Source organism: Variovorax sp. MHTC-1, assembly GCF_003984645.1.
Lineage (GTDB): Bacteria > Pseudomonadota > Gammaproteobacteria > Burkholderiales > Burkholderiaceae_C > Variovorax.
In genome coordinates this window covers 148,302-164,594 of record NZ_RWKI01000009.1, presented here as the reverse complement: position 1 = coordinate 164,594, position 16,293 = coordinate 148,302, and the positions used below count along the sequence as shown (strand labels likewise).

Sequence of the window (16,293 nt, the reverse complement as noted above, 5' to 3'; positions counted from 1 at the left end):
CGCCCTAGGGCGCTGCCGCTGCCTTGCCGCGCGAGATGTCCATGATCATCCGCGCCGCGAGGTAGAGCCGCGGCTCGATCGAATCGATCAGCACGTACTCGGCATCGGCCGAGTGCGCGCCGAAGCCCTGCAGCCCGAAGCGCTCCACCACCGGCGCCTTCGTTTTCAGCGCGGCGAAAGCGGCATCGGTGCCGCCGCCCGCAACCTTGTCGTCGGCGCCGAGCTCGCGGCCGAGCTCCTTGTAGACCTGCTGCGCATGGCTGGCCAGTGCGCGCGAGGCGTCGGTGGCTTCCAGCGGCGGACGGCGGCGCTCGAACTTCATCTCGACCTTGGCTTCGGGAATGAGCTGCTTCTTCACGCGCTCCTGCACCTGCTTCTCGATGCGGTCGTAGTCGCCGACCTTCAGCACGCGCACGTCGGCAGCGGCGCTGGCCGAGGCAGGGATCACGTTGCGGTTGCTGCCCGACTTCGAGATGGTCCAGTTCATCTTGAGGCCGACAGCCGGATCGGACAGGTCGCGCATCTGCAGGATCTGGTGCGAGAGCTCGTAGAGCGCATTCACGCCGAGCTCGGGCGCCGAGCCCGCGTGCGAGGCCTTGCCGGTGACGTTGAGCGCGACCGAGGCGATGCCGGCGGTGGCGAGCGAAAGCTTGTCCTCCTTGACGGAGGCGCCTTCGTAGGACATCACCACGTCGTGCTCGCCGCCCAATCGCGTGATCAGGTTGCGCGAGCCGGGCGAGCTGATCTCTTCGTCGCCGTTGATCAACACGGTGAGCGTGCCGTACTCCTTGAAGTCCAGCGCCTTCAGCAATGCGACGGTGTGCGTGATGACTGCCACGCCCTGCTTGTCGTCGGCGATGCCGAGGCCGTAGGCCTTGTCACCCTCGATGCGGAACGGCTGCTTGGCGAGCATGCCGATCTGGTAGACCGTGTCCATGTGCGCGATCAGCATGATCTTCTTGCTGCCCGTGCCCTTGAAGGTGGCGCGCACCACCTTGCCGATCTTCTCGGGCGTGTCTTCCATGCGGTAGGCGTCGGCCGTGGGATCGATCAGCTCGACCTGGCCGCCGAGTGCCTTGAACTTGTCGGCGATCAGGTTGGCGATCTTGTCCAGGCCTTCGAGGTCGCGGCTGCCGGACTCGATCGAGACCAGCTGCTTCAGGGTTTCGAGCAGCGCCGGCTTCTCCTTGGCGGCGAGTGCGGCGATGCGTTCGTCGGGCGCGGCCGCGGCTGCACCGAACCAAGCGGTACAGACGGTGCCGATGACGAAGGCATTCAGATGACGCGAGAGTTTCATTCTTCTTTCCTTGGGTTGTCGTTCATCAGTGCGCTTTGTCCCAGTTGGGACCAAAGCCGATCTCGGCAAGGAGCGGTACCTTGAGCTCCGCCACGCCGGCCATGAGTCGCGGGATCTCGGCGCGAACCCATTCGACCTCATCTTCGGGCACCTCGAACACCAGCTCGTCGTGCACCTGCATGATCATCTTCGTGCGGCGGCGGTCGGCGTCGAGCACCTCCTGCACCTTCACCATGCTGAGCTTGATCAGGTCGGCTGCGGTGCCCTGCATCGGCGCGTTGATCGCCGCGCGCTCCGCCCCGCCGCGCCGCGGGCCGTTGGGCGAATTGATCTCGGGCAGGTAGAGCCGGCGGCCGAACACCGTCTCCACATAGCCCTTCTGCTTGGCCAGCGCCTTGGTCTCGTCCATGTAGATCTTCACGCCGGGATAGCGCGCGAAGTAGCGGTCGATGTAGGAGGCCGCGGCCTTGGTCTCGATGCCGAGGTTGCGCGCCAGGCCGAAGCTGCTCATGCCGTAGATCAACCCGAAGTTGATGACCTTCGCGTAGCGGCGCTGCTCGCTCGAGACCTGCTCCACCGCCACGCCGAAGACCTCGGCGGCCGTCGCACGGTGCACATCGATGCCCTCGGTGAAGGCGCGCAGGAGCGACGCGTCGCCGCTGATGTGGGCCATGATGCGCAGCTCGATCTGCGAATAGTCCGAGCTCGCGATCACGCTACCGGCAGGCGCGACGAAGGCTTCGCGCACGCGCCGGCCTTCGGCGGTGCGGATCGGGATGTTCTGCAGGTTCGGGTCGTTGCTCGACAGCCGCCCGGTTACCGCCACCGCCTGCGCATAGTGCGTGTGGACGCGGCCCGAACGCGGATTGGCCAGCTGTCCGAGCTTGTCGGTGTAGGTGCCCTTGAGCTTGGACAAGCCGCGGTGCTCCAGGATCTTGGCCGGCAGCGGGAAGTCCTCGGCCAGCTTTTCAAGCACCTCCTCATCGGTGCTGGGGGCGCCGCTCGGCGTCTTCTTGACCACCGGCAGGCCCAGCTTGGTGAAGAAGACCTCGCCGATCTGCTTGGGCGAACCGAGGTTGAAGGGCTGGCCCGCGAGCTCGTAGGCCTCTTGCTCCAGCGCCATGATCCGCTTGCCGAGCTCGTTGCTCTGCGCGGCCAGCGTGGGCGCGTCGATCAGCACGCCGTTGCGCTCGACGCGGTAGAGCGCTTCGCTGGACGCCATCTCGAGCTCGTAGACGAAGCGCAGCTTCTCGTCGGCCTCGAGCTTCGGCCACAGCGCGAGGTGTACGTCCAGCGTCTGGTCGGAGTCCTCGCACGAATATTCGGCGGCCTTCTCGATCGAAACCTGGCTGAACGGGATCTGGTGCGCGCCCTTGCCGCAGAGGTCTTCATAGTCGATGCCCGTGCGGCCCAGATGGCGCTCGGCCAGGCTGGCCAGTCCGTGCGGCTTGTGCACTTCGAGCACGTAGCTCTGCAGCATGGTGTCGTGCGCGTAGCCCTGCGCCTCGATGCCGTGATTCGCGAACACGTGGCGGTCGTACTTGACGTGCTGGCCGAGCTTCTTCTTGGTGCCGTCCTCGAGCCAAGGCTTGAGCTTCGCGAGCACTTCGTCGCGCGGCAGCTGGGCCGGCGCATCGGGGTAGTTGTGGGCCATCGGCACGTAGGCCGCCTCGCCGGGTTTGACGCTGAAGCTGATGCCGACGATCTCGGCGCGCATCTCGTCGAGCGAGTCGGTTTCGGTGTCGACCGCGACCAGCTCGGCAAGCAGCAGCTTCTCGAGCCACGCATCGAAAGCCTCCCAGCTCAGGAGGGTGTCATAGGCCAGGTTGGTCGCCTTGGCCGCGGCCTCGAAGCCAGGCTGGTCGAACAGGCCGGTGCCGCCCTCGGGTCCTTGCCTCGCCTTGTTCTCCTCGATCAGCTCGGGTGAGACCTCGTGCGCCTCCAGCGTCTTCACCAGGCTCTTGAAACCGTACTTCTCGTAGAAGCCCTTGAGTTCGTCGATCTGCTGCGGGCCGATCGCGATCGCGTCCAGCGAAGGCAGGCCGGCCACGTGGCCGTCGAGCTCGCAGTCGGTGCGGATGGTCACGAGGCGCCGGCCCTGCGGCAGCCAGTCGAGCGCCTTGCGCAGGTTCTCGCCGGCCTGGCCCTTCACCTCGCCGGCGCGTGCGATCAGCGCATCGAGCGAGCCGTATTCGACCAGCCACTTGGCAGCAGTCTTGGGTCCGACCTTCTCCACGCCGGGCACGTTGTCGACGCTGTCGCCCACCAGGGTCTGGTAGTCGATCATCAGGTTCGGCGGCACGCCGAACTCGGCCGTTACGCCCGCCACGTCGCGCTTCTTGCCGTTCATGGTGTCGATGATGGTGATGTGCTCGTCGACCAGCTGGCTCATGTCCTTGTCGCCGCTGGAGACGATCACCTCGATGCCCTGGTTGGCCGCGGTGCGGGCCAGGGTGCCGATCACGTCGTCGGCCTCGATGTCGGGCACGCACAGCACCGGCCAGCCAAGCAGCTTGACCGCCTGGAGGATTGGCTCGACCTGGCTGCGCAGGTCGTCCGGCATCGGCGAGCGGTTTGCCTTGTACTGCGGGTACCAGTCGTCGCGAAAGGTCTTTCCGGGCGCATCGAAGACGCAGGCGGCGTAGTCGGCCCGCACCTCGCGGCGCAGTGCCTGCATCATGTTGATCATTCCGCGGATGGCGCCCGTGGCGGGGCTGCTGGCATCGCCGGGCACGGCTCGCAGATCGGGCATCGCATGAAAGGCGCGGTAGAGGTAGCTCGAACCATCGACGAGCAGCAGCGTTTTCTTGTCGGTCATCGGAGCATTTTGCCGTGCCGCGCTCGGGCTTCCGCATGACTGCGAAGATCGCCGCCGGCTGACACCTGCCACGAGGCCGGCGCCTACAATCTCCTCATGTCCTCCCCAACCCTTCTGCTCGTTCGCGGCGCCTTGGTGGCCGCCCTGGCCTGCGCTGCACCGCTGGCCGCCGTTCATGCCCAGAGCGCACCGCCGCCCGGCGCGCCGCAGGGTCAGGAACAGGCAGCATCGCCCCGCCAGAACCAGAAGATCGAGCACATCCGCGTCGAAGACAGCGGCGCCACGGTGGACGAAGTGCGCTACGGCGGCCAGACCCAGAGCATCACGGTGACGCCGAAGGCCAACGTGCCCTCCTACGAGGTGCTGCCGAACAACGGCGGGCGCGATCGCCAGGGGCAGTCCGAAACCGGCACCGGCGGCAACGGCCCGCGGGTCTGGAACGTGCTCAAGTTCTGAGCGCGGGCGGTGGCGGTCTTCACTGAAGTCGGGTTCGACGAAGCCGATGCGCTGGTGCAGCGCCTCGGCCTGGGCCCGCTCGCCGCGCTCCGAGGCATCGAGGGCGGAATCGAGAACACCAACTACTTCGCGAGCACGGCATCGGGCGAGTTTGTCCTGACGCTGTTCGAGCGCCTGGGCGCCGAGCAGCTGCCCTACTACCTCTGCCTGATGAAGCATCTGGCCGCGCGCGGCATTCCGGTTCCGGAGCCGGTGGCCGACCCGGCCGTGGCGCCGCCCGACGGCCACGCGCTCTCCATCCCCGCCAATGCGCCCTGCGAGTTCCTGCACAGGGTGGCCGGGAAGCCGGCGGCCCTGGTGCAGCGGCTGCAGGGAAAAAGCGAGCTGGCGCCGACAACCGCGCATTGCGCCGAACTGGGTCGCCTGCTGGCACGCATGCATCTGGCGGCGCGCGACTTTCCGCGCATGCAGCCCAACCTGCGCGGCCTGCCCTGGTGGAACGACACCGCGCCGGTGGTGCTGCCCCATCTCGACGCCCCGCAAGCCGCGCTGCTGCAAAGCGAACTCGCCTACCAGAACCACATCGCCGAATCCTCGGCCTATGCTGCGCTGCCGCGCGGGCCGGTGCATGCCGACCTGTTCCGCGACAACGCGATGTTCGACACCGGAAGCGAGTCACCGCGCCTGACCGGCGTGTTCGACTTCTATTTCGCCGGCACCGACAGCTGGCTGTTCGACCTCGCCGTGTGCCTGAACGACTGGGCCATCGACCTGCAGAGCGGCCGGCACGATGCGGCTCACGCGGACGCCTTGCTGGCCGCTTACGGCACCGTGCGGCCCTTGACCGGGGCCGAGCGCGCCCTGCTGCCCGCCATGTTGCGCGCCGCGGCGCTGCGCTTCTGGATTTCACGGCTGTGGGACTTCCACCTGCCACGGGAAGCGAGCATGCTCAAGGCCCATGACCCGACCCATTTCGAGCGTGTGCTGCGCGAACGCATCCGTGCGCCGGCGACACTGCTCTCCCCTTTCGAAGGCTCGCGTCCGACTGCCGAGCCGCTGGCCGCCTGATGGGGCCTGTGAACAGGCCCTAATCCCATGAAACTGAATCTCGTGCCGGCGCGCACCGGCGCCGAATGGGTCCGCCTCGGACTCAGGACCTTCTGGCGGCAGCCGCTCGCCTTCATTTCGCTGTTCTTCCTGTTCATGGCGGCGATCTCGATCGCTTCGCAGCTGCCCTTCCTCGGCAGCGTGCTGGCGCCGATCCTGCTGCCCTTCATGACGCTCGGCCTCATGGTGGCCACCTCGGTCGCCTACGCCAACGACACCTCGAAGCCCACCGGTGCGGCCATGTTCATCGCGGCAGTGCACGCCGTGCGGACCGAATGGCGGCCGATGGTGGCCCTGGGCATCATCTCGGCGGTCTATTTCGTCGCCGCCGTGGGGGTCTCGGCGCTGATCGACGGCGGCCAGCTGGCGCGCGCCTACCTGCTGGATGAAACGCTCGCGCCCGAGGTGCTCGCAGGCAGCGACTTCCAGACCGCGCGCCTGTTCGTCATGGCCCTCAATCTGCCGCTCTCGCTCGCGATGTGGCATGCGCCGGCACTCGTGCACTGGCATCGGGTCGAGCCGGTGAAGAGCCTGTTCTTCAGCCTGGTCGCGCTGTTCCGCAACTTCGGCGCCTATGCCATGTTCTGCCTGTCGTGGTTCGGCGTGTTCCTCGCCGTGGGCATCGGCATCGGCCTCGTGGCCACGGTGCTGGTGGGCGTCGGCGCGATCGGCATGGGCGATGGCGCCTCGGCCATCGGCGGCGCGCTGATGGTCGGAAGCGCGCTGGTGCTGGCGGCGATGTCGCTGAGCTCGACCTGGTTTACTTTCAGGGACAGCTTCAACGCAGACTGAAATGGCCCCCACGCTCCGTCACTGCGTGTACTCGCTGCCCCCCGGAGGGGGCCGCAGGCCGCCTTGGGGCGGCCCGGCGCCGGCCTGATGCGCCCCCACGCTCCGTCACTGCGTGTACTCGCTGCCCCCCGGAGGGGGCCGCAGGCCGCCTTGGGGCGGCCCGGCGCCGGCCTGAGCCCTCCTACACGGGCGTCAGCTTGGCCACCGACAGCGCCAGCCACTTGATCCCATGGCGCGGGAAGTTGACCTGCGCACGCGCATCGTCGCCGCTGCCTTCGAGCGCCAGCACCGTGCCTTCGCCGAACTTGTTGTGGAACACTTGTATGCCCGAGCGCAGGCCGTGCGAAGGCGCGCTCTTCTGCGGCGGAACCGGCGGGCTGGCGAAGGTGTCCTTGCTGCCTCCGAAGCCGCCGCCGCCGCGCGTGGTCGCGTAGCCGCCGCCATAGCCGAAGGCCGACGGCGCGAAGCTCTGGTTCTTGGGCGTCAGCCACTTGAGCGCGCCTTCGGGCAGCTCGTCGAAGAAGCGGCTCTTCACGTTGTAGCGCGTCTGGCCGTGCAGCATGCGCGTCTGCGAATGGCTGAGGTACAGGCGCTTTCGGGCGCGGGTGATGGCCACGTACATCAACCGCCGCTCCTCTTCGAGGCTCTCGTAGTCGCTCATCGAGTTCTCGTGCGGGAACAGGCCCTCTTCCATGCCGGTGATGAACACGCAATCGAATTCGAGGCCCTTGGCCGCGTGCACCGTCATCAACTGCACCGCATCCTGGCCGGCCTGCGCCTGGTTGTCGCCCGACTCCAGCGCGGCATGGGTCAGGAAGGCCGCCAGCGGGCTCATGGTCTCGCCGGTTTCGGCATCGGGCGCCAGCGGCTCGTCGGTGACGGGGCGGTTCGGGTCGAGGCCCTGGCTCGCCGGCGACTGCCGCAGCTCGTCGATCGGCATCGCCACCGCGTCGCGGCCGAAGCCTTCCTGCGTGACGAAGCTCTCGGCCGCGTTGACCAATTCTTCCAGGTTCTCGATGCGGTCGGCGCCTTCGCGATCGGCCTTGTAGTGCTCGATCAGGCCGCTGTGGTCGAGCACCAGCTCGATGATCTCGCGCAGCGACATGCCCTGCGTCTGCTCGCGCAGCACGTCGATCCTGGCGACGAATGCCGACAGGTTGGAGCCGGCCTTTCCGCCAACGGCGTTCACCGCATCATGCAGCGAGCGCCCGGCCGCACGCGCAGCATCCTGCAGCTGCTCGATGCTGCGCGCGCCGATGCCGCGCGGCGGGAAGTTGACGATGCGCAGGAAGCTGGTGTCGTCGTCCTTGTTCTCCAGCAGCCGAAGGTAGGCCAGCGCATGCTTGATTTCGGCCCGCTCGAAGAAGCGAAGACCGCCGTAGACGCGGTACGGCACGGCGGCGTTGAAGAGCGCGGTTTCGATCACCCGGCTCTGCGCATTGCTGCGGTAGAGCACGGCCATTTCCTTGCGCTCGATGCCGTCGCGCGCGAGCTGGCGCATCTCCTCGACCATCCACTGCGCCTCGGCGAAGTCGCTGGTCGATTCGTAGACGCGCACCGGCTCGCCGGGCCCCTGGTCGGTGCGCAGGTTCTTGCCCAGCCGCTTCTTGTTATGGCTGATGAGCTCGTTGGCCGAATCGAGGATGTTGCTGAAGCTGCGGTAGTTCTGCTCGAGCTTGATCTGGTGGGAGACGTCGAACTCGCGCACGAAGTCGGCCATGTTGCCCACGCGCGCGCCGCGGAAGGCATAGATGCTCTGGTCGTCGTCGCCGACCGCGATCACGCTGTTGTCGCCGGGCACGAAGCGGCCTTCGACGGTGTTGCCCGAAAGCATCTTGATCCACGCGTACTGCAGGCGGTTGGTGTCCTGGAACTCGTCGATCAGGATGTGGCGGAAGCGCCGCTGGTAGTGCTCGCGCACCGGGTCGTTGTCGCGCAAGAGCTCGTAGCTGCGCAGCATGAGCTCGCCGAAGTCGACCACGCCTTCGCGCTGGCACTGCTCTTCGTAGAGCTGGTAGAGCTCGACCTTCTTGCGGTCGTCGTCGCTGCGGATCTCGACGTCGCGCGGGCGCAGCCCGTCTTCCTTGGCGCCGGCGATGAACCACTGGGTCTGCTTGGCCGGGAAGCGCTCGTCGTCGACGTTGTACTGCTTCATCAGCCGCTTGATGGCCGAGAGCTGGTCTTGCGTGTCGAGGATCTGGAAGGTCGACGGCAGGTCGGCGAGCTTCCAGTGCGCGCGCAGGAATCGATTGCACAGGCCGTGGAAGGTGCCGATCCACATGCCGCGCACGTTGACCGGCAGCATCGCGGTCAGCCGCGTCATCATCTCCTTCGCCGCCTTGTTGGTGAAGGTCACGGCCAGGATGCCGCCGGGCGACACCTGCCCGGTCTGCAGCAGCCAGGCGATGCGGGTGGTGAGCACCCGCGTCTTGCCCGAGCCGGCGCCGGCAAGGATCAGCGCGTTACCGGCCGGGAGCGCGACGGCGGCACGCTGCTCCGGGTTGAGGTTGTGGAGCAGCGGCGAGTCTGCGGTGGCCGCAAGGTCAGTGAACATCCGTCGATTGTAGAAAGCCGGGCGTATGCGGGTTATATGAAGCGCCGGAAGAACGGTTTTCGATCGGGCGCGTAAAATCAGTCACCGGGCCCAAGTTTCTTGCGCCCGGTTTTTCGTTTGTGAAAACCGGCCGGACCAAGCGCTCAATTCACCTTCAGAGGAGCTTGGTTTTATGCAGATTTTCGACTACGACAACATCCTTCTGCTGCCGCGCAAATGCGTGGTCGAGAGCCGATCCGAATGCGACGCCAGCGTCACCCTCGGCGGCCGCAGCTTCCGCATCCCGACGGTGCCCGCCAACATGAAGACGGTGGTCGACGAGACCATCTGCACCTGGCTGGCGCAGAACGGCTACTTCTACGTGATGCACCGCTTCGACCTCGACAACCTGCAGTTCGTCAAAGACACGCACGCCAAGGGCGTGTTCGCATCCATCTCGCTGGGCGTCAAGAAGGCGGACTACGACACGGTGGATCAACTGGCTGCCGCCGGCCTCACGCCCGAATACATCACGATCGACATCGCGCACGGCCATGCCGACACGGTGAAGAACATGATCGCGTACCTCAAGAAGAAACTGCCGAAGGCCTTCGTGATCGCGGGCAACGTCGGCACGCCCGAGGCCGTGATCGACCTGGAGAACTGGGGTGCGGATGCCACCAAGGTCGGCATCGGTCCGGGCAAGGTCTGCATCACCAAGCTCAAGACCGGCTTCGGCACCGGCGGCTGGCAGCTGTCGGCGCTCAAGTGGTGCGCGCGCGTGGCGACCAAGCCGATCATTGCCGACGGCGGCATTCGCGACCACGGCGATATCGCAAAGAGCATCCGCTTCGGCGCTTCGATGGTGATGATCGGCTCGCTCTTCGCGGGTCACGAGGAATCACCCGGCCGGACGGTGGAAGTCGACGGCGTGCTCTTCAAGGAGTACTACGGTTCCGCCAGCGACTTCAACAAGGGCGAATACAAGCACGTCGAGGGCAAGCGCATCCTCGAGCCGATCAAGGGCAAGCTGGCCGACACGCTGATCGAGATGGAGCAGGACATCCAGAGCTCCATCAGCTATGCGGGCGGGCGCAAGCTCATGGACATCCGCAAGGTCAACTACGTCATGCTCGGCGGCGACAACGCGGGCGAGCACCTGCTGATGTAGTCAGGCCTCGAGCAGTTGCACTGCGTAGCGGTGCAGCGCGTGCGCCGGATCGGCGAAGGCATCGACGATGCTGAAGTGGTGCAGGCCCGGCAGCACTTCGCAGACCGGCACGGTGTTGCGGCCCCACGCCGCGCGAATCGACGCGTTGTGGCGGATGAACTCCTCGCTCTCATCGCCGCCTGCGACTGCGTAGAGCTGGCCGCGCGGGGGTGCCGGCCACAGCACGGGGCTGGCGCGCAGCACATCCGCATCGCTCAGGCGCAGCACGTGTTCCAGGAAGGGCGTGCGCTGCAGCGGCCGTAGATCGTAGAGGCCCGAGATCGAGAGCGCGTTGCGCGCCAGTTGCGCCGGCAAGTCGGGTGCGACCGCCTTCCAGTCGCAGGCCAGCAGCGCCGCCGCCATGTGTCCGCCCGCCGAGTGGCCGGCAACGGTGATGCGTGAAGGATCGCCGCCGTACGCCGCGATGTGTCGCCATGTCCATTGGAGCGCGCGCACCATCTGCAGCAGGATGTGCGGCACGCTGACCGGCCGCTCGGCCGGTCCGGGGCACAGCGCATAGTTCGGCACGACCACGCACACGCCGCGGTCGTTGAGCGCAGGGGCGACGAAGGAATGGTCGCTCTTGTCGAGCGCGCGCCAATAGCCGCCGTGGATGAACACCAGTACGGGCGCATCGGGCACCGGCGCCGGGAAGACATCGAGCGTTTCGTTGGGTCCCCCGCCATAGGGCAGGTCGAGCCTGCCAGACAAGGCGTCGCGCGCCGCGGCGGAATCGCGGGTCCAGCGCCCGAGGTACGCAGGATGGTCCTTCACCCGCGCCAGGTTGTTGTACATGCCCTCCAGCCAGGCGGGGTCGTCGAAGGCCATGAGATTCGTGCTCCTTGTGCGCCAGGACATGGGTTCTGGTTAAAATTCGCTCTGCGTTGGGGGGGTAGCTCAGCTGGGAGAGCGCCGCGTTCGCAATGCGGAGGTCGGGAGTTCGATCCTCCTCCTCTCCACCAACATCTCGAAGGCCTCGGTACTCGCCGGGGCTTTTTCTTTTCAGGCGTCCAATGTCAGGTGCTGCCCGTGCAGCGCCGCGGCCGCCGGCGAGGCCAGGAAACCGATGGTCTGCGCTGCCACGGCGGTCGACACCCAGTTGTCGGGTTTGGCGTCGGGCATCGCCTGGCGATTGGCAGGCGTGTCGAGCACACTGGGAGCGATGCTGTTGACCTGGATGCCGTGCGGCGCCAGCTCGGCGGCGGCCGCCTCGACCAGACGCTGCAACGCGCTCTTCGACGCGATGTAGGCCGCCATCCCGGCCGCGCCGCGCGCCGCGGTCTTGGCGCTCACGGCGATCACGCTGCCGGCCTTGCGCTCGATCATCGAGGGCACCAGCGCCTGCGAGACAGCCACGAAGGACCACGCGTTCAGGTTCATCATCCGGTCCCAGGCCGCGCGGCTCAACGCATGCACCGGCTCGCCCATCTCGAAGCCGCCTGCGATGTGGACCAGCGCGTCGACCTGCTTGAAGGCCGCCAGGATCTGCGTCGCGGCCTCGGCCATGGCCGAGGCCGAAGTCACGTCGGCTTGCAGCAACAGGTGTTGCGAGTTGTCGAGCCCTGGAAACGCGTCGGTCAGATGCTCCATGCGATGGTCGAGCAACGCCACGCGGGCGCCCTGGTCGAGAAAGTGCTGCACGACGGCGCGGCCGAGCGCGCCGGCAGCGCCGGTCACCACGATGTGGCGGATGGTATTGGCTTCGATCATTTGGCGGCTCCTTGTTCGGGCAGGCATGGTAACGCCGGCGTCAGTGCAGGAAGCGCTCGGCTGGCATCATTAGGCTTCCTTTCGCACCGGAGAATCGTCATGAAAGAAGTGGTTGTCGTGAGCGGTGTGCGCACCGCCATCGGGACTTTCGGCGGGAGCCTCAAGGACGTGCCGCCCACCCGGCTGGCGGCGCTGGTGACCCGGGAAGCGTTGGCGCGCGCCAAGGTCGACGGCAAGGATGTGGAGCACGTGGTGTTCGGCCACGTGGTCAATACCGAGCCGCGCGACATGTACATGGCGCGCGTGGCTGCCATCGAAGGCGGCTGCGCGCAGGAAACCCCTGCCCTCACCGTGAACCGGCTGTGCGGATCGGGCCTGCAGGCGATCGTGAGCGCGGCGCAGAGCATCCAGCTCGGCGATGCCAAGGTGGCGGTCGGCGGCGGCGCGGAAAGCATGAGCCGCGCACCGCTCTCTTCGCTCACGGCGCGCTGGGGTGTGCGCATGGGCGACGCCAAGCTGGTCGACATGATGATCGGCGCGCTGCACGACCCCTTCGAGAACATCCACATGGGCGTGACGGCGGAGAACGTCGCAAAAAAATGGGGCATCAGCCGCGAAACGCAGGACCAGACAGCGCTCGCCAGCCACCAGCGCGCGCAGAAAGCCATCGAGAGCGGCTACTTCAAGACGCAGATCGTTCCGGTGCCGCTGGAAAGCCGCAAAGGCCCGACGCAATTCGACACCGACGAGCACGTGCGCTTCGACGCCAGGATCGAAGACATGGCGAAACTTAAGCCCGCCTTCCTGAAAGAGAACGGCACGGTGACGGCCGGCAACGCCTCGGGCATCAACGATGCGGCCGCGGCCGTGGTGCTGATGGAGAAGGAAGAGGCGGCGCGGCGCGGCCTGAAGCCGATGGCGCGCGTGGTCGCCTATGCCTTCGCGGGCGTGGATCCGGCCTACATGGGCATCGGCCCGGTGCCGGCCTCGCGCAAGGCGCTGGAGAAGGCGGGCCTGAAGGCGACCGACATGGACGTTGTCGAGGCCAACGAGGCCTTCGCGGCGCAGGCCTGCGCGGTGAGCAAGGATCTCGGACTGGATGCCGCGAAGGTGAACCCGAACGGCTCGGGCATCTCGCTCGGTCACCCGATCGGCGCCACCGGCGCGCTGATCACCGTGAAGGCGCTGTACGAACTCGAACGCATCCAGGGCCGCTACGCATTGGTGACGATGTGCATCGGCGGCGGCCAGGGCATCGCGTGCATTTTCGAGCGCACCTGAGCGAAGCCGCCTCGCGGTATGGCTATAATCGTGGGATTGCCTGAATGACAGCAATGTCGATCAGGGGCTCTTAGCTCAGTTGGTAGAGCAGCGGACTCTTAATCCGTAGGTCGAGTGTTCGAGTCACTCAGGGCCCACCACAACCTCATGAAGCCCGCCATCGGATCGATGGCGGGCTTTTTCTTGGCGCCGCAGAATCAGGCAAGAGACGAAGAGGATCGGGCTACCGCGAGCGTTCCTGCCGGAACGACACTTGCGCAACTGCACGCTCGCAGCACGCAACCCAAGGAGCCTCTCATGCGCTACAGAAAATTCGGCCGCACCGGCCTGTTCGTTTCGGAGCTCTGCCTAGGCACGATGACTTTCGGCGGCGGAGGCGGCATCTGGGCGCAGATCGGCGACCTGCAGCAGGCCGACGCCGAGCGCCTGATCGGCCGCTCGCTCGATGCCGGGATCAACTTCATCGATACCGCGGACGTCTACTCCGACGGCCGCTCGGAAATCATCACCGGGCAAGCGCTGCGAAACCTTCAGGTGCCGCGCGAAAACGTGGTGGTCGCCACCAAGGTGCTCGGCGAAGTGGGCACGAAAGGCGCCAACTCGCGCGGCATGTCGCGCTACCACATCATGGACGGCGTGAAGGCGAGCCTGAAGCGCCTGCAGCTCGACCACATCGACCTGTACCAGATCCACGGCTTCGACCCGGCGACGCCGATCGAGGAGACCGTGCGGGCGCTCGACAACCTCGTGCAGCACGGCCACGTGCGCTACGTCGGCGTATCGAACTGGGCGGCATGGCAGATCATGAAGGCCCTCGGCATCTCGGAGCGGCTGGGGCTCGCGCGCTTCGAATCGCTGCAGGCGTACTACACCGTCGCCGGCCGCGATCTCGAACGCGAACTGGTTCCGCTGCTCAAGAGCGAAAGCGTCGGCCTGATGGTCTGGAGCCCGCTCGCCGGCGGTCTGCTGAGCGGCAAGTACGGGCGCGACGTCAAGGCCGAGGCAGGCAGCCGCCGCACCACCTTCGACTTTCCGCCGGTAAACGTCGAGCGCGCCTACGACTGCATCGACGTGATGCGCGGCATCGCGCAGGCGAAGGGCGTTTCCGTGGCGCAGATCGCCCTGGCCTGGCTGCTGCACCAGGCAGCGGTGACGAGCGTGATCATCGGCGCCAAGCGCGCGGAGCAGCTCGACGACAACATCGCGGCGACCGCCATCGCCTTGAGCGGCGAGGAACTCGCCGCGCTCGACAAGGTCAGCACGCTGCCGGCCGAATATCCGGGTTGGATGCTCGAACGCCAGGGCGGACCCCGGCACAGGCAGCTCGCGGAATCCGCCGGCGCCTGAGGACGGCTACACCGCCATGATCGACACGGCCTTGGTGTTCAGGTAGGCCTCCATGGCCTCCGGACCACCCTCGGAGCCGTAGCCCGAGTCCTTGATGCCGCCGAAGGGCATTTCGGGCGAAGGCGCGGCAGGCTGGTTGATCCACAGCATGCCGACTTCCATCTGCTGCGACAACAGATGCGCGTTCTTGATCGACTTGGTGAACGCATAGCCGGCCAGGCCGAAAGGGAGGCGGTTGGCTTCGGCGATCGCCTCCTCGATCGTGTCGAAACCGCGGATGGCGGCGATCGGGCCGAAAGGTTCGTTGTTGAACACGTCGGCTTCGAGCGAGACGTCCGTCAGCACCGTGGGCGCGAAGAAGTTGCCGGAGGAGCCCACGCGTTCGCCGCCGGTGGCGACCTTCGCGCCCGTGGCGCGCGCGTCGTCGAGCACCTTCGCCATCGCAGTGAGACGGCGCGCGTTCGCGAGCGGGCCGAGGGTGGTGCCTTCGGCCAGGCCGTCGCCGAGCTTGAGGCTCTCGGCATGCTTCACCATCGCGTCGGCGAAGGCTTGCTTGATGCTGTTGTGCACCAGGAAGCGCGTCGGCGAGATGCACACCTGGCCGGCGTTGCGGAACTTGGCGCCACCGGAGGCTTTCACGGCCAGCGCCACATCGGCGTCCTCGGCCACGATCACGGGCGCGTGGCCGCCCAGCTCCATGGTGGCGCGCTTCATGTGCGCGCCGGCCAGGGCCGCCAGCTGCTTGCCGACCGGGGTCGAGCCGGTGAAAGTCACCTTGCGGATGATCGGGTGCGGAATCAGGTAGCTCGAGATCTCGGCCGGATCGCCGAACACCAGCCCCACCGTGCCGGCAGGCACGCCGGCATCCACGAAGGCTTGCAGCAGCGCTGCGGGCGAAGCCGGCGTTTCTTCCGGCGCCTTGACGAGGAACGAGCAGCCGCTCGCGAGCGCGGCACCGAGCTTGCGCACGATCTGGTTGATCGGGAAGTTCCACGGCGTGAACGCGGCCACCGGGCCGAGCGGTTCCTTGATCACCAGCTGCTGCGCCGCCAGGTTTCGCGAGGGCACGATGCGGCCGTATACGCGGCGGCCTTCGTCGGCGAACCATTCGATGATGTCGGCGCCGGCGAGCACCTCGCCACGCGCTTCGACGAAGGGCTTGCCCTGCTCCTGCGTGAGCAGGCGCGCGATGTCGGCGGCGCGCTCGCGGACCAGGCCGGCGGCTTTGCGCATGGTGGCCGCGCGCTCGTTGGCCGGAATCTTGCGCCAGGCTTCGAAGCCGTGCTGCGCGGCGGCCAGTGCGCGGTCCAGGTCGGCAATACCCGCATGGGCGACCTTGCCGATGGGCTTGCCCGTGGCGGGGTTGATCACGTCCAGGGTCTTGCCGCTCGCGGCGTCGCACCATTCATTCTCGATCAAGAGGCGGGTGTCGGTGTAGCTTGCTGTGCTCATGTCGGTCCTTGGGATTCTTTCCGGGTGGTGATGCTGGCGCGCAATACGAAACCGGAACGCGCGGCCAACCGGCATTGTCGCCCGCGACGGTTACCCGGCTTGCGCGGTCAGTCTTCCGTGTACCACCGATCCTTGGCGAGCATCACGCGATGATGCCCCTGGCCAGCCGGCATCATCGGAAAGCAGTTCTCCTCCGGCGCCACCAGCACGTCCAGGAAGAAGGGCCCCTCGTACGCCAGCACTAGGCCGCTGCGGCGTTGAAGTCGGCTCGCCGGTTACGGCGCGAGCTG

The 16,293-nt window shown here is 66.9% G+C and carries 13 protein-coding genes and 2 tRNA genes; 8 read left to right on the top strand and 7 right to left on the bottom strand.

Translation table 11 applies throughout. The features are described 5' to 3' along the window. Positions 1-4: 4 nt before the first annotated feature. Together EJI01_RS17205 and polA are read right to left on the bottom strand one after the other, a co-directional pair. Complete coding sequence (locus EJI01_RS17205; RefSeq protein WP_126838354.1) at positions 5-1,297, bottom strand: M20/M25/M40 family metallo-hydrolase; 1,293 nt, start codon at positions 1,295-1,297, stop codon at positions 5-7. A 25-nt stretch (positions 1,298-1,322) separates the two neighbouring features. Further along, positions 1,323-4,115: a DNA polymerase I gene (gene polA / locus EJI01_RS17200; protein ID WP_126838353.1), complete on the bottom strand. Its 2,793-nt coding sequence runs from the start codon at positions 4,113-4,115 to the stop codon at positions 1,323-1,325. 96 nt (positions 4,116-4,211) lie between these two features. On the opposite strand from polA, the gene EJI01_RS17195 reads away from it, so the two are divergent. From EJI01_RS17195 to EJI01_RS17185, 3 genes are read left to right on the top strand one after another with little or no spacing between them, the layout of a single operon-like run. After that, the gene (locus EJI01_RS17195; RefSeq protein ID WP_126838352.1) at positions 4,212-4,571 is read left to right on the top strand and encodes a hypothetical protein; all 360 of its coding nucleotides are present in this window, start codon (positions 4,212-4,214) and stop codon (positions 4,569-4,571) included. Positions 4,572-4,580: 9 nt separating this feature from the next. Continuing rightward, positions 4,581-5,639 carry a homoserine kinase gene (locus EJI01_RS17190; protein WP_126838351.1) on the top strand — a complete coding sequence of 353 codons (1,059 nt, stop codon included), beginning with the start codon at positions 4,581-4,583 and terminating at the stop codon, positions 5,637-5,639. Positions 5,640-5,666: 27 nt separating this feature from the next. After that, positions 5,667-6,470 (top strand): BPSS1780 family membrane protein, encoded by an 804-nt coding sequence (locus EJI01_RS17185; RefSeq protein WP_126838350.1) that lies wholly within the window; start codon positions 5,667-5,669, stop codon positions 6,468-6,470. A 181-nt stretch (positions 6,471-6,651) separates the two neighbouring features. Here EJI01_RS17185 and EJI01_RS17180 read toward each other — a convergent pair whose 3' ends face one another. Then, the gene (locus EJI01_RS17180; protein ID WP_126838349.1) at positions 6,652-9,024 is read right to left on the bottom strand and encodes a UvrD-helicase domain-containing protein; all 2,373 of its coding nucleotides are present in this window, start codon (positions 9,022-9,024) and stop codon (positions 6,652-6,654) included. A 172-nt stretch (positions 9,025-9,196) separates the two neighbouring features. Here EJI01_RS17180 and EJI01_RS17175 point away from each other — a divergent pair, with 172 nt between their 5' ends. Then, positions 9,197-10,174: a GMP reductase gene (locus EJI01_RS17175; protein ID WP_126838348.1), complete on the top strand. Its 978-nt coding sequence runs from the start codon at positions 9,197-9,199 to the stop codon at positions 10,172-10,174. Here the strand turns inward: EJI01_RS17175 and EJI01_RS17170 are convergent, their stop codons facing one another. Further along, positions 10,175-11,041 (bottom strand): alpha/beta hydrolase, encoded by an 867-nt coding sequence (locus EJI01_RS17170; RefSeq protein ID WP_126838347.1) that lies wholly within the window; start codon positions 11,039-11,041, stop codon positions 10,175-10,177. A 58-nt stretch (positions 11,042-11,099) separates the two neighbouring features. Between EJI01_RS17170 and EJI01_RS17165 the strand changes: the two genes are divergently transcribed. Beyond that, positions 11,100-11,175, top strand: a tRNA-Ala gene (locus tag EJI01_RS17165). A 40-nt stretch (positions 11,176-11,215) separates the two neighbouring features. Here the strand turns inward: EJI01_RS17165 and EJI01_RS17160 are convergent. Then, entirely contained in the window at positions 11,216-11,923 is a 708-nt protein-coding gene (locus EJI01_RS17160) for an SDR family NAD(P)-dependent oxidoreductase (protein ID WP_126838346.1), read from the bottom strand. Between the two features lie 99 nt (positions 11,924-12,022). Between EJI01_RS17160 and bktB the strand changes: the two genes are divergently transcribed. The 3 genes from bktB (at position 12,023) to EJI01_RS17145 (ending at position 14,551) form a co-directional block, all read left to right on the top strand. Beyond that, entirely contained in the window at positions 12,023-13,204 is a 1,182-nt protein-coding gene (gene bktB / locus EJI01_RS17155) for a beta-ketothiolase BktB (protein WP_126838345.1), read from the top strand. Between the two features lie 64 nt (positions 13,205-13,268). Next, positions 13,269-13,344, top strand: a tRNA-Lys gene (locus EJI01_RS17150). Between the two features lie 157 nt (positions 13,345-13,501). Next, positions 13,502-14,551, top strand: coding sequence for an aldo/keto reductase (locus EJI01_RS17145; RefSeq protein ID WP_126838344.1), 1,050 nt, complete (start codon positions 13,502-13,504; stop codon positions 14,549-14,551). Between the two features lie 6 nt (positions 14,552-14,557). Here EJI01_RS17145 and EJI01_RS17140 read toward each other — a convergent pair whose 3' ends face one another. Both EJI01_RS17140 and EJI01_RS29325 read right to left on the bottom strand, forming a co-directional pair. Continuing rightward, positions 14,558-16,003, bottom strand: coding sequence for an NAD-dependent succinate-semialdehyde dehydrogenase (locus EJI01_RS17140; protein ID WP_126838343.1), 1,446 nt, complete (start codon positions 16,001-16,003; stop codon positions 14,558-14,560). Between the two features lie 107 nt (positions 16,004-16,110). After that, positions 16,111-16,245: a hypothetical protein gene (locus tag EJI01_RS29325; RefSeq protein WP_260602500.1), complete on the bottom strand. Its 135-nt coding sequence runs from the start codon at positions 16,243-16,245 to the stop codon at positions 16,111-16,113. Positions 16,246-16,293: the final 48 nt, after the last annotated feature.